Source organism: Streptomyces sp. NPDC047971, assembly GCF_040653355.1.
In the GTDB taxonomy this organism is placed as follows: domain Bacteria; phylum Actinomycetota; class Actinomycetes; order Streptomycetales; family Streptomycetaceae; genus Streptomyces.
In genome coordinates, this window is the sequence record NZ_JBEZNW010000006.1 from 128,197 (window position 1) to 143,711 (window position 15,515).

Sequence of the window (15,515 nt, forward strand, 5' to 3'; positions counted from 1 at the left end):
TCTCAGCCCCACACCCTAGCCGTGCTGTCCATGTGGTTGAGGACATTCGGCCCGCGAGGATGGTTGCGCTCCGCCTGCCATCACCGTCCATACGGGGGAAATCGCCCGGCGAGTTCGCGCACTTCCCCGCGTACCCGGGCGGTCTCCTCGGGCTCGTCCCGTAGCGCGATCGTGAACAGCGCGGCGATCCGGGCCATCTCCCGCGCCCCCATCCCCTGCGTGGTGACGGCGGCCGTACCGAGGCGGATGCCGCGCCCGTCCCCGTAAGGAAGAGCACATGTGTCGAGGACCATGCCGGCGGCGGCGAGACGCAGCCGGGCGGTGCGGCCCTCGACGCCGAGCGGGGCGGGATCCGCGGTGATCAGATGGGTGTCGGTGCCGCCGGTGGTGACGGCGAAGCCCTCGGCGGCCAGCGCGTCAGCGAGGACGCGGGCATGGGCGACCACCTGATGGGCGTACGTGGCGAAGGCGGGCGTCGCCGCCTCGCCGAAGGCGACGGCCTTGGCGGCGATGGTGTGCATCTGGGCGCCGCCCTGGGTGAACGGGAAGACCGCCCGGTCCACGCGGTCGGCCAGTTCGGCACCGCAGAGGATCATCCCGCCGCGCGGGCCGCGGAGCACCTTGTGCGTGGTGGCGCAGACCACATCCGCGTACGGGACGGGGTTGGGGGCCGCTCCCCCGGCGACCAGGCCGATGGGATGGGCGGCATCGGCGATGAGATAGGCGCCGGTCTCGTCGGCGATCTCGCGGAAGAGCGCGTAGTCGAGGTGCCGGGGGTAGGAGATGGAGCCGCAGACGATCGCCTTGGGGCGGTGGTGGCGGGCGAGGGCGGCGACCTGCTCGTAGTCGACCAGCCCGGTCTCGGCGTCGACGCCGTACGGCACGAAGTCGAACCAGCGGCCCGAGAAGTTGGCGGGCGAGCCGTGGGTGAGGTGCCCGCCGTGTTCGAGGCCCATGGCGAGGACGGTGTCCCCGGGCCGCAGGAGGGCCGCGTAGGCGGCGAGGACCGCCGAGGAGCCGGAGTGGGACTGCACGTTGGCGTGCTCGGCGCCGAAGAGCGCCTTGGCCCGGTCCACGGCGATCCGCTCGGCGGCGTCGACGAACTCGCAGCCGCCGTGGTGGCGGGCGCCGGGGTATCCCTCGGCGTACTTGTTGGCGAGCGGTGAGCCGAGCGCGGCGAGGACGGCGGGCGAGGTGAAGTTCTCGGCGGCGATCAGCTGAAGGCTGTCGGCCTGCCGGCGCACCTCCCCGAGCAGCACGTCGGCGATCTCCGGGTCCTGCCGGCGCAGGACGTCGAGATCCTCTTCGGGGGGAGCGGTGACCGGCATCGTTGGCTCCAGGCGTGGGCTGGGCTTCAGCTCCAATGTAGGCGCGCCGGCAAGGGTTTGCCCGATGTTCATCCGGCCTCTGGGCCGGATGGCCCTGGCGTCGCGCGGGCACGTCCGCCGACACGACGCGGGGCGCTCCCCCGAGGCCGCGCGGGCACACCCGTCGACGCCGCGCGGTCCGTCCCCGTCAGCGCCGCGCGGGCACACCCGTCAGCGCCGTCACGACCGGGTCGAGCGCCGTGTTGATCTCCTCGCCGATCGAGCGGAAGAACGTGATCGGCGCGCCGTACGGGTCGTTCACCTCGTCCGCCTCCGCGTTCGGGGCCAGGAGCCACCCGCGTAGAGCCGCCGCCGCGCGGACCAGGGCGCGGGCGCGTTCGACCATGCCGTCGTCCAGGGGGTCCGGCAGCGTCGCGGGATCTATGGCCCGGACGAGCCGGGTGAACTCCTTCAGGGTGAAGGTCCGCAGACCCGCCGAGTGGCCCATCGAGATGACCTGCGCCCGGTGGTCGCGGGTCGCCGTGAGGACGAGGTCCGCGCGGATCACGTGCTCGTCGAGGAGTTCGCGGCCCACGAAGCCGCTGGCGTCCGCGCCGAAGTCGGCGAGCACCAGCTCCGCGTTGGCCTCCATCGGGGCGCCCTCGTGGCCCCAGGTGCCCGCGCTCTCCACGATCAGCCCGCCGCCCCGGGGGTCTCCCAGGCGGTCGCACAGGGCATGACGGGTCAGCCGCTCGGTGATCGGTGAGCGGCAGACGTTGCCGGTGCTGACGTGGAGGATGCGGAAGGAAGTGCTCTCGTGCCCCGCTATGCCACGCCCCTCAGGGGCGGTCAACTGGCCACCTCGAGGTCGGGTACGACCTTCCGGAGCTCCTCCGCGGAGAGCGCGCCCTGACGGAGCAGGACCGGCACCTTGCCCGTGACGTCCACGATCGACGACGGGACGATCCCCGGGGTCGGGCCGCCGTCGAGGTAGACGGAGACGGAGTCGCCGAGCATGCCCTGCGCCGCGTCGCAGTCCTCCGGGGACGGGTGTCCCGTGAGGTTCGCCGACGACACGGCCATCGGACCGACCTCGGTCAGCAGCTCGATGGCGACCGGGTGCAGCGGCATCCGGATCGCGACCGTGCCCCGGGTGTCCCCGAGGTCCCACTGCAGCGACGGCTGGTGCTTGGCGACCAGCGTCAGCGCGCCCGGCCAGAACGCGTCGACGAGCTCCCACGCCTGCTCGGAGAAGTCCGTGACGAGCCCGTGCAGCGTGTTCGGGGAGCCGATGAGGACGGGCGTGGGCATGTTGCGGCCACGGCCCTTGGCGTCCAGCAGGTCCGCGACCGCCTCCGAGCTGAAGGCGTCCGCGCCGATCCCGTACACGGTGTCGGTGGGCAGCACGACCAGCTCGCCACGACGAACGGCGGACGCGGCCTCGCGCAGACCGGTCACTCGGTCCGTCGCCTCGTTGCAGTCGTATCGCCGAGCCATCAGCGGGCCTCCTCATACACAAACGTGGTCATGGCGGTCACGGCATCGCCTTGCGGGCGGTGGCGAAGCGGGGCCGGTTGTTCAGGTCGGGGTGGTCGGCCGCGTCCGCCCAGCCGGCCTCCTCGTTGAAGATCCACGGCACCTGGCCGCCCTGGGTGTCCGCGTGCTCGATCACGACGAGCCCCCCCGGGCGCAGCAGCCGGTGCGCGGTGCGCTCGATCCCCCGGATCGTGTCGAGGCCGTCCTCGCCGGAGAACAGTGCCATCTGCGGGTCGTGGTCACGTGCCTCGGGCGCGACGTACTCCCACTCGGTCAGCGGGATGTACGGGGGGTTGGAGATGACCAGGTCGACCTGCCCGTCGAGCTCGGGCAGCGCGCTGAGCGCGTCGCCCTGGTGCACGGTGACCCGCGACCCCTCGGCGTTCTTGCGGGTCCACACCAGCGCGTCGTCCGAGAGCTCCACGGCGTGCACGCGCGAGCGCGGCACCTCCTGCGCCATGGCGAGCGCGATCGCCCCCGAACCGGTGCACAGGTCGACGATCAGCGGCTCGACGACGTCCATGGCGCGTACGGCGTCTATGGCCCAGCCGACGACCGACTCGGTCTCCGGCCTGGGCACGAAGACGCCCGGCCCCACCTGGAGCTCCAGGTAGCGGAAGAACGCGCGGCCGGTGATGTGCTGGAGCGGCTCGCGCGCCTCCCGGCGCGCCACCGCCTCCCAGTAGCGGGCGTCGAAGTCCGCGTCCTTGACGTTGTGCAGCTCCCCCCGCTTGACGCCGTGCACGAACGCGGCGAGCTCCTCCGCGTCGAAACGCGGAGAGGGAACGCCGGCGTCGGCCAGCCGCTGGGTGGCCTGGGCCACCTCGGCAAGCAGCAGGTTCACGCTGGTCCTCCGTGGTACGGGGTGGGGCTTACGGAACTTACGCGGCGGCCAGTTTCGCAGCAGAGTCGGCGTCGACGCAGGCCTGGATCATCGCGTCCAGGTCGCCGTCGAGGACCTGGTCCAAGTTGTACGCCTTGAAGCCGACGCGGTGGTCCGAGATCCGGTTTTCCGGGAAGTTGTACGTACGGATCTTCTCGGACCGGTCGACGGTGCGGACCTGGCTGCGGCGGGCGTCGGCGGCCTTGGACTCGGCCTCCTCCTGCGCGGCGGCCAGCAGCCGGGAACGGAGGATGCGCATGGCCTGCTCCTTGTTCTGGAGCTGGCTCTTCTCGTTCTGGCAGGACGCGACGATGCCGGTCGGCAGGTGCGTGATGCGGACCGCGGAGTCGGTCGTGTTGACGGACTGGCCGCCGGGACCGGAGGAGCGGTACACGTCGATGCGCAGGTCGTTGGCGTGGATCTCGACGTCGATCTCCTCGGCCTCGGGGGTCACGAGGACGCCCGCGGCGGAGGTGTGGATCCGGCCGGCCGACTCGGTGGCGGGCACGCGCTGCACGCGGTGCACCCCGCCCTCGTACTTCAGCCGCGCCCAGACGCCCTGGCCGGGCTCGGTGGCGCCGTTGCCGCCCTTGGTCTTCACCGCGACCTGGACGTCCTTGTAGCCGCCGAGCTCGGACTCGGTGGAGTCGATGATCTCGGTCTTCCAGCCGACGCGCTCGGCGTAGCGCAGGTACATCCGCAGCAGATCGCCGGCGAACAGGGCGGACTCGTCGCCGCCCGCGCCGGCCTTGATCTCCAGGATGACGTCCTTGTCGTCGCTGGGGTCGCGCGGGACGAGCAGCAGCCGCAGCTTGTCGGTCAGCTCCTCGCGCTGCTTCTCCAGCTCCTTGACCTCGGCCGCGAAGTCGGGGTCGTCGTGCATCAGCTCGCGGGCGGTCTCGATGTCGTCACCGTTCTGCTTCCACGAACGGTAGACGGCGACGATCGGGGTCAGCTCGGCGTAACGCTTGTTCAGCTTGCGCGCGTTGGCCTGGTCCGCGTGGACCGAAGGGTCAGCGAGCTTCTTCTCGAGATCGGCGTGCTCGCCGATCAGTTCCTCGACCGCCTCGAACATCGGGGGCTCCTGGTTTTCGTACGAACGGACTGCGGGGACGGCAAAGCGCCGGTCCGGTCCCCCTCGCGGGAGTGACCAAGGACCGGCGCAGTGACGTGCTACTTCTTGGCCGCAGCCTTGCCGAAGCGGGCCTCGAAGCGGGCGACGCGGCCGCCGGTGTCGAGGATCTTCTGCTTGCCCGTGTAGAACGGGTGGCACTCGGAGCAGACCTCGGCACGGATGGTGCCCTCGGTCAGGGTGCTACGGGTGGTGAACGACGCGCCGCAGGTGCAGCTGACCTGGGTCTCGACGTACTCGGGGTGGATCTCGCGCTTCAAGGTGTCTCCTAGTTTCGGGAGGGCGCCGGGTCGCCGTGCGGATTGCACCTGCGTGAACCGGAGCCGACGTACCAGTCTGCCAGGACCGGCCGTATCTCCCAAAACCGGGTCCGTGGTGAAACTATTCCGGGGCCGCCGAGCGGTCTCCCGGGCGCTACTTCACGACGCCGTCCGCCTGCCCGGTGGCCGTGTCCTTCGTCGCGGAGGCGGGGATGGACCTGTCGGCCTTGAGCGCCTGCCAGACCTGCCGCGACTGGGCTTCCAGGGGCAGGACGCGGTTCGGGTCGGCGGGGTCGTACCGGACCGGCATCGTCACCATGTGGACGTCCTCCGAGCCGATCCCCGAGAGCCCCTTGGCGAAGCCCATGAGCTCGTTGACGGAGTCCAGCTCGGAGTCGGGCGTGATGGCCTTGGTGGCCGTGTCCGCGACGTCCAGGAGCTTCTTGGGGTTGGTGAGGACACCGACGTCCTTGACCTGCTCGATGAACGCCTTCATGAAGTCCTGCTGGAGCTGGATCCGGCCGAGGTCGCTGCCGTCGCCGACGGACTTGCGGGTGCGGACCAGGCCGAGGGACTGCTCGCCGTCGAGCGTGTGGGTGCCCGGTGCGAGGTCGAGGTGGCTCTTGTCGTCCGTGATGCGCCGCGTCGTGGTGACCTCCACGCCGCCGAGCTTGTCGATCAGCTTGGTGAAGCCGGTGAAGTCGACCTCGATGTAGTGGTCCATGCGGATGCCGGACATCGACTCGACGGTCTTCACCGCGCAGGCCGGTCCGCCCACCTCGTACGCGGTGTTGAACATCGCCCGCTTCTCGCCGGCGACGGTCTCCCCCTGTCCGTCGGTGCAGGCGGGACGGGCGACGAGGGTGTCGCGCGGGATGGAGACGACGCTGGCCTTCTTGTGGCCCTCGTAGACGTGGACGACCATCGCGGTGTCGGAGCGGGCCCCGCCCTCGTCCTTGCCGTAGGCGCCGTTGTCGCCGGAGCGGGAGTCGGAGCCGAGGACGAGGATGTCCATCGAGCCGTTGTCGACGTTGTCGGGGCGTTCGGTGCCGAGCTGGGCGTTGATGTCGACGCCCTTGAGGTTGCCGTTCAGCTTGAGGTACGCGTAGCCGAGTCCGGAGCCGCCGACCACGACGAGCGCGGCCGCACCCCAGGCGGCGACGGTCACCGCGCGGCGGCCCTTGGTGGGCGGCTTGCGTCGGCGGCCGTTGCCGCTGCCGGGTATTCGACCGCTCCTGCTCTGCTGACTCATCTGCTACCTCAGGTCCTAGGTTCACCTTCTGTGACGGCGAAGCGCCCAAAAGGGTTGCATAGGAACCTGTGAGGTTTCGCAGAGCGACGGACCGCAACGCGCCGCGCCCACCGTGCGAGGCACGGTGGGCGCGGTGTGTTTGTCCAGGTCACGGCGGGGTTACGGCCGGAAGGCCGGTTCCCCGCCGTGTGACCGAGGTCTCGCCTCGGTCGTCGACGTCACTCAGTCGTTGTTGCCGGCTCCGGGAGTCGTCTTCTGGATCTGGAGCAGGAACTCGCCGTTCGACTTCGTCTGCTTCATCTTGTCGAGGAGCAGCTCGATCGCCTGCTGCTGGTCGAGCGCGTGCAGCACACGGCGCAGCTTCCAGGTGACGGCGAGCTCGTCGCTGCCGAGCAGGATCTCTTCCTTGCGCGTACCCGAGGCGTCGACGTCGACGGCCGGGAAGATGCGCTTGTCGGCGAGCTTCCGGTCGAGCTTGAGCTCCATGTTGCCGGTGCCCTTGAACTCCTCGAAGATCACCTCGTCCATGCGCGAGCCGGTGTCGACCAGCGCGGTGGCCAGGATGGTCAGCGAGCCGCCGTCCTCGATGTTGCGGGCGGCACCGAAGAAGCGCTTCGGCGGGTAGAGCGCGGTCGAGTCGACACCACCGGACAGGATGCGGCCGGAGGCCGGCGCCGCGAGGTTGTACGCGCGGCCCAGGCGGGTGATCGAGTCGAGCAGGACGACCACGTCGTGACCCAGCTCCACGAGACGCTTGGCGCGCTCGATGGCCAGCTCGGCGACCGTGGTGTGGTCCTCGGCCGGACGGTCGAAGGTCGAGGAGATGACCTCGCCCTTGACCGACCGCTGCATGTCGGTGACCTCTTCCGGCCGCTCGTCGACCAGGACGACCATCAGGTGGCACTCGGGGTTGTTGTGGGTGATCGCGTTGGCGATCGCCTGCATGATCATGGTCTTGCCGGTCTTCGGCGGGGCCACGATCAGACCGCGCTGGCCCTTACCGATCGGCGACACGAGGTCGATGATGCGGGTGGTCAGCACGCCCGGGTCGGTCTCCAGACGGAGCCGGTCCTGCGGGTAGAGCGGGGTCAGCTTGTTGAACTCCGGGCGGCCGCGGCCGGAGTCGGCGGCCATGCCGTTCGAGGAGTCCAGGCGGACCAGCGCGTTGAACTTCTCGCGACGCTCGCCCTCCTTCGGCTGACGCACGGCGCCGGTGACGTGGTCACCCTTGCGCAGGCCGTTCTTGCGGACCTGGGCGAGGGAGACGTACACGTCGTTCGGGCCGGGCAGGTAGCCGGAGGTCCGGATGAACGCGTAGTTGTCGAGGATGTCCAGGATGCCCGCGACGGGGATCAGGACGTCGTCGTCGGAGACCTGCGGCTCGCCGGTCGCGAAGTCGTCACGGCCACGACGGCCACGACGGTCGCGGTAGCGGCCACGACGGCCACGGCGACCGCCCTCGTCGTCGAAGTCGTCCTGCGGGCCGGTGTTCGCCTGCTGGCCGCCCTGACGCTGCTGACGCTGGCCGCCCTGGCCACCGCCCTGCTGGTCGTCGCCCTTGCCGCGGTCACGGCGGTCGCGCTGACGGTCGCCGCGGTCACGGCGCTCGCCGCGGTCACGACGGCCGCGGCCCTCGGCGGTCTCGACGGCGGAGTCGGCCTTGGCGTCGGCGGACGTGTCCGTACGGGACTCGGTTCGGGAGTCCGTGCGGGCCTCGACCTTGGCCTCGGTCTTCACGGCCTGGGCGGTCTCGCCCTTGGCCTCGCCCTCCGGGCTGCCGGCGGGCGCGGTGGCCCGGCGGCGACGGCGCTCGCCGGCCGGCTGGTCGTCGCTGGCGGGCTGACCGGGGATGTCGATCTGCTGCTGGGCGACGGCCTTCTCGGGCTGCGGGGCGGCGGTCTCGGCCGCGGCCTCGCCCGTGCGGGTCTTGGAGGTGGCGCGGCGCTTCGGCTTGGTCGCAGCCGTGTCGGCGGCCTTGGCGGGGGCGGACGAGCCGCCTCCGGCCTGCGCCTCCTTGATGACCTCGATCAGCTGGCTCTTGCGCATCCGCGCGGTGCCCCTGATGCCGAGGCCGGACGCGACCTGCTGCAGCTCGGCCAGGACCATGCCCTCGAGGCCGGTGCCGGAGCGGCGGCGCCGTGCGGTGGTGCCAGTGGCAGCACCTTCGGCGGGCGCGGCGTTGTCGACACTGTTGTCGGCAGTCACGCCCATCAGATCGGTGGTGTCGCTCACGAAGGGTCCTTCCCTGGAGCGGACGTCGGCCATCTGGCTCGGCGACCGGTTGTGCTGTCCGGCAGCGGTCCTGGCTTGTGGACCGTGTCGGGGCGGTGGTCCCGCCGGGTACGGCGGAAGAGAAAAAGACGTGCTGTGGGTCCGGCCCGAGGCCCCCTGCTCGGCCCTCACCGGGAAGAGCGAGGGGTGTCGTGCCGGTTCCGGAGCGTGCTCGAAACTGCTCAGGCAGGCTGCTCAGGCAGTTGGGGAGGCTCCCGGAAGAATCGGTGGTCCCGGATGGGGACACTCAGCACCGCGCCTCAAAGGCGCCGGGTGCTGACTTGAGGTTAACACTACCGGCTCCAACAAACATTCCCCCTCTCCATCACCGGCAATCACGTGTCCCTAGGGCGCGAGCGGCAGAACACTCGCTCCGGACACGTCGAGGTCGAGCCGGTTCGCGGCCCATCCCTCTCCCGCCAGCCGGGCGACCTTGTCGGCCGTCCCGTGTTCGGCCAGCGCGAGCACCGTGGGGCCCGCGCCGGAGATGACCGCGGGGACTCCGTCCGCCCGCAGCCGGTTCACAAGGGCGATGCTCTCGGGCATCGCGGGAGCCCGGTACTCCTGGTGCAGCCGGTCCTCGGTGGCCGCGAGCAGCAGTTCGGGGCGGCGGGTCAGCGCCTCCACGAGCAGCGCGGCGCGCCCGGCGTTGGCCGCGGCGTCGACGTGCGGGACGGTGCGCGGCAGCAGACCGCGGGCGGTCTCGGTCAGCACCGGCTTTCCGGGGACGAAAACCACCGGAACGATGGAATCCGAGGGGTTCATCCTGATCGCCCGCGCGGCACCGGACTCGGTCCAGGCGAGCGTGAAGCCGCCGAGCAGGCAGGCGGCGACGTTGTCGGGGTGCCCCTCGATCTCCGTGGCGAGTTCGAGGAGGGCCGCCTCGTCGAGGCGGGCGTCGCCGCCTATGGTCACGGCGCGGGCGGCGACGATGCCGGCGCAGATCGCGGCGGAGGAGGAGCCGAGGCCGCGGCCGTGCGGAATGCGGTTGGCGCAGACGACCTCGAGGCCGCGCGGCTGTCCGCCGAGCAGGTCGAAGGCCGTGCGGAGGGAGCGTACGAGCAGGTGGCTCTCGTCGCGCGGGAGCGTGTCGGCGCCCTCTCCGGCGATGTCGATGTGCAGCCCGGAGTCGGCGACCCGGACGACGACGTCGTCGTAGAGACCCAGCGACAGGCCGAAGGCGTCGAAGCCCGGGCCGAGGTTGGCGCTGGTGGCGGGAACGCGCACCCGTACGGCGGCGGCGCGGAACGCGGGACCGGCCATCGCTCGATGACTCTCCTTGATGTGCGACTACGGGATTTCAAGAGAAGTACACGGAAACCCGGGGGCCGCGTCTGCCTCGGAGGGCGACAACGGCAACGACACCGCGCATATGCAACGGGGCGGGTTCGGTACAGCCTATCGAAGGAAGGTTCTGTGGCGACATAGGGCGCACAGGAGGCGCACGATGCGTGTCGCGAGCCATCCTGTGCACCTATGTACGTTCCTGATCGGGTTTCACCCGGTGGCCCCTCCGCGCGGAGGGGCCGGATCAGGCCAGGCAGAGGTGGATCAGGCCAGATCAGGGGACTGATCGGGCCGGGCGCGGCGGATCCACCGGGGATCCGCCGCCGATCGGGCCGCGCGGCCCGATCAGATCAGGCCGAGGCGCTCCGCGGCGGTCGCCGCGTCGACGGGGACGGTGACCGGCTGGGGTGCGCCGGCGACGGCCCAGTCCGGGTCCTTCAGGCCGTTGCCGGTGACCGTGCAGACGATCCGCTGGCCGGGGTCGACCTTGCCCTGCTCGGCCGCCTTCAGCAGACCGGCGACGGACGCGGCGGAGGCGGGCTCGACGAAGACGCCCTCCTGCGAGGCCAACAGCCGGTAGGCGCGCAGGATCTCACGGTCCGTCACCTCGTCGATGAAACCGCCCGACTCGTCCCGGGCGGCGATCGCGAAGTCCCAGGAGGCCGGGTTGCCGATCCGGATCGCGGTGGCGATGGTCGACGGGTCCTTGACGACCTCGCCGCGCACGAGCGGCGCGGATCCGGACGCCTGGAAGCCCCACATGCGCGGGGTGTGCGTCGCCAGACCGTCGCCGGCGTACTCCCGGTACCCCTTCCAGTACGCCGTGATGTTGCCGGCGTTGCCCACGGGCAGGACGTGGATGTCGGGGGCGTCGCCCAGCATGTCCACGATCTCGAAGGCGGCGGTCTTCTGGCCCTCGATACGGACCGGGTTCACCGAATTGACCAGCGCCACCGGGTAGTTCTCGGAGAGCGCGCGGGCCAGCGTGAGGCAGTCGTCGAAGTTGCCGTCGACCTGGAGGATCTTCGCGCCGTGCACGAGGGCCTGGCCCATCTTGCCGAGCGCGATCTTGCCCTGCGGCACGAGGACGGCCGAGACCATCCCGGCGCGCACCGCGTAAGCCGCCGCGGACGCCGAGGTGTTGCCGGTGGAGGCGCAGATGACGGCCTGCGCGCCCTCCTCCTTGGCCTTGGAGATGGCCATGGTCATGCCGCGGTCCTTGAAGGAACCGGTGGGGTTGGCGCCCTCGACCTTGAGGTGCACCTCGCAGCCCGTGCGCTCGGAGAGGACCTGAGCGGGGACGAGCGGCGTGCCGCCCTCACGGAGCGTGACGACGGGCGTCGTGTCCGTGACCGGAAGGCGGTCCCGGTACTCCTCGATGATGCCGCGCCACTGGTGGGTGCCCTTGCTGGTCATGGGTCCTTACTCCCCTTCAACACGCATGATGCTGGCGACACCGCGCACGGTGTCGAGCTTGCGCAGCGCCTCGACGGTCCCGGAGAGGGCGGCGTCGGGCGCGCGGTGGGTGACGACGACGAGGGACGCCTCGCCGTCCTTGCCCTGCTGGCGCACCGTATCGATGGATACGCCGTGCTCGGCGAAGACCGTCGCGACCTGGGCGAGTACGCCAGGCTTGTCGGCCACGTCGAGGCTGATGTGGTACCGCGTCACGACCTCGCCCATGGGGCTCACGGGCAGCTGGGTGTACGCGGACTCGCCGGGGCCGGTGGCCTCGTTGAGCTTGTTGCGGCACACGGCGACCAGGTCGCCGAGGACGGCCGAGGCGGTCGGAGAACCGCCGGCGCCGGGGCCGTAGAACATGAGCCGCCCGGCGGCCTCCGCCTCGACGAAGACCGCGTTGTACGCCTCGCGGACGGAGGCGAGCGGGTGGCTCAGCGGAATCATCGCGGGGTGGACGCGCGCGGTGACGGAGCCGCCGTCGGCGGAGCGCTCGCAGATGGCGAGCAGCTTGATGGTGCAGCCCATCCGCTTGGCGGAGGCGAAGTCGGCGGCGGTGACCTCGGTCATCCCCTCGCGGTAGACGTCGTCCAGGCGCACGCGGGTGTGGAAGGCGATCCCGGCGAGGATGGCGGCCTTGGCGGCGGCGTCGAAGCCTTCGACGTCGGCGGTCGGGTCGGCCTCGGCGTATCCGAGGGCGGTCGCCTCGTCCAGCGCCTCGGAGTACCCGGCGCCGGAGGTGTCCATCTTGTCGAGGATGAAGTTGGTGGTGCCGTTGACGATGCCCATCACGCGGTTGATCTTGTCGCCGGCGAGCGACTCGCGCAGCGGCCGGATGAGCGGGATCGCGCCCGCGACGGCGGCCTCGTAGTACAGGTCCTGGCCGTGCTGGTCGGCGGAGGCGTAGAGGCTCGCGCCGTCCTGGGCGAGCAGGGCCTTGTTGGCGGAGACGACGGAGGCGCCGTGCTCGAACGCGGTGGTGATGAGGGAGCGGGCCGGCTCGACCCCGCCGATGACCTCGACGACGACGTCGATGTCGCCCCGTTTGACCAGGGCGGTGGCGTCGGTGGTGATCAGCTCCGCGGGGATGCCCTCACGGACCTTGTCCGGGCGGCGGACGGCCACGCCGGCGAGCTCGACCGGGGCGCCGATGCGCGCGGCGAGGTCGTCGGCGTGCGTCGTCATGATGCGCGCCACCTCTGAGCCGACCACACCACAGCCCAGCAGCGCCACCTTCAGCGGACGCGTACGCATCATCCGACCTCGTTTCTCGTACTACTTCGTATCTCTACGGTTGGACCAGTCTCACTCACCGGACGAGGGTTTCTGTCCCTCGTCCGGATCCTGAGATGCTTATTTCATCAGCCGACATCGAGACGCAGGAGATCTTCCTCCGTCTCACGCCGGACGATCACCCTCGCCTCGCCGTCGCGGACGGCGACGACGGGCGGGCGGAGTGCGTGGTTGTAGTTGCTGGCCATGGAGCGGCAGTACGCGCCGGTGGCCGGTACGGCGATGAGATCACCGGGCGCGATGTCGGCCGGCAGGAACGCGTCCCGTACGACGATGTCGCCACTCTCGCAGTGCTTGCCGACGACGCGGGCGAGCATGGGCTCGGCGTCGCTCGTCCGTGACACCAGGGAGACGCTGTACTCGGCGTCGTACAGCGCCGTGCGGATGTTGTCCGACATGCCGCCGTCGACGCTGACGTACGTCCGCAGCCCTTCGAGGGGCTTGACGGTGCCGACCTCGTACAGGGTGAAGGCGGTGGGCCCGACGATGGCGCGCCCGGGCTCGACGGAGATGCGGGGCGTGCGGAGCCCGGCGGCCTCGCACTCACGGGTGACGATCTCGTTGAGCGCCTTGGCGATGTGGTGAGGCTCACGGGGGTCGTCGTCGGAGGTGTAGGCGATGCCGAGGCCGCCGCCGAGGTCGATCTCGGGCAGCTCGACGCCGTGCTCGTCGCGCACCTCGGCGAGCAGCTGGACGACGCGGCGGGCGGACACCTCGAAACCGGCCATGTCGAAGATCTGGGACCCGATGTGGGAGTGGATGCCGATGAGTTCGAGCCCGTCGAGCTTGAGGATCCTGCGGACCGCCTCGGCGGCCTGGCCCCCGGCGAGGGCGATGCCGAACTTCTGGTCCTCGTGGGCGGTGGCGATGAACTCGTGCGTGTGGGCCTCGACGCCGACCGTCACCCGGATCTGCACGCGCTGCCGCTTGCCGAGGGACTGGGCGATGTGGGCGACGCGGACGATCTCCTGGAAGGAGTCGAGGACGATGCGCCCGACACCGACCTCGACGGCGCGCCGGATCTCCTCCTCGGACTTGTTGTTCCCGTGGAAGGCGATGCGCTCCGCGGGCATCCCGGCGGAGAGCGCCGTGGACAGCTCGCCGCCGGAGCACACGTCCAGGTTGAGCCCTTCCTCCTTGAGCCAGCGCACGACGGCGCGGGAGAGGAACGCCTTGCCGGCGTAGAAGACGTCGGCGTCGGCGCCGAAGGCGTCGGCCCAGGCCCGGCAGCGGGCGCGGAAGTCGGTCTCGTCGAGGAAGTACGCGGGGGTGCCGAACTGCTCGCGGAGCTCGTCGACTCCGATGCCGCCGACGGTGACGACGCCGAGGTCGTTCCGCTCGACGGTCCTGGCCCAGACCTTGGGGTCGAGGTGGTTCAGGTCGGAGGGCGGGGCGGTGTAGTGCCCCTCGGGGAGGACGTCGGCGTGACGGGGCCCGGCGGGGTGGGCGGAACGGCTCATGTCTGCAATCTTTCAGATCCGGTCGGGTGCGCTGATGCCGAGCAGGGAGAGGCCACCGGCGAGCACCACCCCGGCGGCTTCGGCGAGCGCGAGCCGGGAGCGGTGGGCGGCCGAGGGTTTCTCGTCGCCGAGGGGCAGGACGGTGTGCTGGAAGTCGAGCAGCGCGTCGGCGACGACTTCGAGGTGCCGGGCGACCCGATCGGGGGCGCGATGGCGAGCGGCGGAGGCCAGGACCACGGGGTGGTCGGCGAGGGCACGGGCGAGGTCCTGGGCGGGGGCGTCTTCGACGGCGAGGGCCGGGGCGGGCGCGGCGCCGTGGCCTGCGGGGTGGGCGGGCGCGGGGGCGGCGTCCTGGACGGCGAGGGCGGCCGGGGCGGGCGCGAAGGCGTCTTCGACGGCGAGGGCGGCCGGGGCGGGCGCGAAGGCGTCTTCGACGGCGAGGGACCCGATCCCGATCTGCCGGCCGTGGCGGAGGAGGGCGTGGGTACGGGAGTGGGCGTACCGGATCCGGAAGAGGGGATTGTCCTCGTGCTGCCGGAGCAGTTCGTCACCGAGCCGGGCCCGGTCGTGCGCGGCGGCGGAGAGGAGCCCCCAGCGGGCGGCGTCGACGCCGAGACGGCGGAGGAGGGCGCGGGAGGTGTCGGGGACGGGAAGGGGCGCGATGTCGACGGACACCCTCCCCTTCGCGCCCTGGGCCTCGGTCCGTACGCCGAGCAGCTCCCAGTCGGGGTCGGCGGGACCCTCGCAGCTCGTACGGACGGCGAAGCCCTGGGAGACGAGGATCCGCCGCACCGCGTCGGCGGTGACGGCGGCACGCAGGTCGGCGCGGTGGCAGGGCTGGACGGTCTCGCCGCAGGGTGGGATCCACCCGTACTCGGCACCGCGGCGGAGGATCTCGCGCACGAGGTCCTGCTGTGCCTCCTGGCGCAGGGTGAAGTTGAGGAAGCCGGGCCCGGTGATGTCGACTGCGGCGAGCCCGGGGCTGTGGTGGAGCCGGTCCCGGAGGATGGCGGCCACGTCGAGGGGGGTGCGCCGGGCGGCCCGCGCGAGGGTCAGGGCCACGTTGCTCGCGTAGTCCCCGCGCCCGCCGGGCCGGGGCCGCTCGACCCTCACGTGCCGGGGCATGTCACCGCTGTCGACCCGCAGCGCACCGTCGTCGACCGCACGGCGCACGGCGTGCAGCACGGTGAGGGAGAGGTCCGCGGGGGTCACGGGACAAGCGTATGGGAGAAGGGGGGTCGGAACGCGAACCGGTTTCGCTATGCGGGCAGGGGGCGAAGAGGCGCGCACGGGATGGACCGGCAGCAGGGGGCGGAGAGGCGCGCGCGGGATGGACGCGGCGGCAGGGGGCGCGGGAGTGACCCGACGCTGATCAC

13 protein-coding genes are annotated in these 15,515 nt (G+C 71.3%); all 13 read right to left on the reverse strand.

What is annotated here, in order from left to right; genetic code table 11:
* Positions 1–80: 80 nt before the first annotated feature.
* The gene (glyA, locus tag AB0D99_RS08650; RefSeq protein WP_362358271.1) at positions 81–1,328 is read right to left on the reverse strand and encodes a serine hydroxymethyltransferase; all 1,248 of its coding nucleotides are present in this window, start codon (positions 1,326–1,328) and stop codon (positions 81–83) included.
* Positions 1,329–1,515: 187 nt separating this feature from the next.
* Complete coding sequence (locus tag AB0D99_RS08655; RefSeq protein WP_362358272.1) at positions 1,516–2,160, reverse strand: protein-tyrosine-phosphatase; 645 nt, start codon at positions 2,158–2,160, stop codon at positions 1,516–1,518.
* A complete protein-coding gene (locus AB0D99_RS08660) occupies positions 2,157–2,804 on the reverse strand; it encodes an L-threonylcarbamoyladenylate synthase (RefSeq protein WP_362358273.1) in 648 nt (215 codons plus the stop codon). Before AB0D99_RS08660 ends, AB0D99_RS08655 begins: the two co-directional genes overlap by 4 nt.
* 37 nt (positions 2,805–2,841) lie before the next feature.
* Positions 2,842–3,687 carry a peptide chain release factor N(5)-glutamine methyltransferase gene (prmC, locus tag AB0D99_RS08665; RefSeq protein WP_362358274.1) on the reverse strand — a complete coding sequence of 282 codons (846 nt, stop codon included), beginning with the start codon at positions 3,685–3,687 and terminating at the stop codon, positions 2,842–2,844.
* Between the two features lie 37 nt (positions 3,688–3,724).
* A complete protein-coding gene (gene prfA, locus AB0D99_RS08670) occupies positions 3,725–4,801 on the reverse strand; it encodes a peptide chain release factor 1 (RefSeq protein ID WP_361434704.1) in 1,077 nt (358 codons plus the stop codon).
* 98 nt (positions 4,802–4,899) lie between these two features.
* A complete protein-coding gene (gene rpmE, locus AB0D99_RS08675) occupies positions 4,900–5,118 on the reverse strand; it encodes a 50S ribosomal protein L31 (protein WP_046909139.1) in 219 nt (72 codons plus the stop codon).
* 154 nt (positions 5,119–5,272) lie between these two features.
* Positions 5,273–6,370 carry an LCP family protein gene (locus tag AB0D99_RS08680; protein WP_362358275.1) on the reverse strand — a complete coding sequence of 366 codons (1,098 nt, stop codon included), beginning with the start codon at positions 6,368–6,370 and terminating at the stop codon, positions 5,273–5,275.
* 222 nt (positions 6,371–6,592) lie between these two features.
* On the reverse strand, positions 6,593–8,602 hold the full coding sequence (rho, locus tag AB0D99_RS08685; protein ID WP_362358276.1) for a transcription termination factor Rho: 2,010 nt from the start codon (positions 8,600–8,602) through the stop codon (positions 6,593–6,595).
* A 384-nt stretch (positions 8,603–8,986) separates the two neighbouring features.
* Complete coding sequence (gene thrB / locus AB0D99_RS08690; RefSeq protein ID WP_362358277.1) at positions 8,987–9,904, reverse strand: homoserine kinase; 918 nt, start codon at positions 9,902–9,904, stop codon at positions 8,987–8,989.
* A gap of 369 nt (positions 9,905–10,273) precedes the next feature.
* Positions 10,274–11,344, reverse strand: coding sequence for a threonine synthase (thrC, locus tag AB0D99_RS08695; protein WP_362358278.1), 1,071 nt, complete (start codon positions 11,342–11,344; stop codon positions 10,274–10,276).
* Positions 11,345–11,350: 6 nt separating this feature from the next.
* On the reverse strand, positions 11,351–12,643 hold the full coding sequence (locus tag AB0D99_RS08700) for a homoserine dehydrogenase (protein ID WP_362358279.1): 1,293 nt from the start codon (positions 12,641–12,643) through the stop codon (positions 11,351–11,353).
* 104 nt (positions 12,644–12,747) lie between these two features.
* On the reverse strand, positions 12,748–14,139 hold the full coding sequence (gene lysA / locus AB0D99_RS08705; RefSeq protein WP_362358280.1) for a diaminopimelate decarboxylase: 1,392 nt from the start codon (positions 14,137–14,139) through the stop codon (positions 12,748–12,750).
* Between the two features lie 12 nt (positions 14,140–14,151).
* Positions 14,152–15,351, reverse strand: coding sequence for an ArgS-related anticodon-binding protein NrtL (gene nrtL, locus AB0D99_RS08710; RefSeq protein ID WP_362358281.1), 1,200 nt, complete (start codon positions 15,349–15,351; stop codon positions 14,152–14,154).
* Positions 15,352–15,515 lie beyond the last annotated feature (164 nt).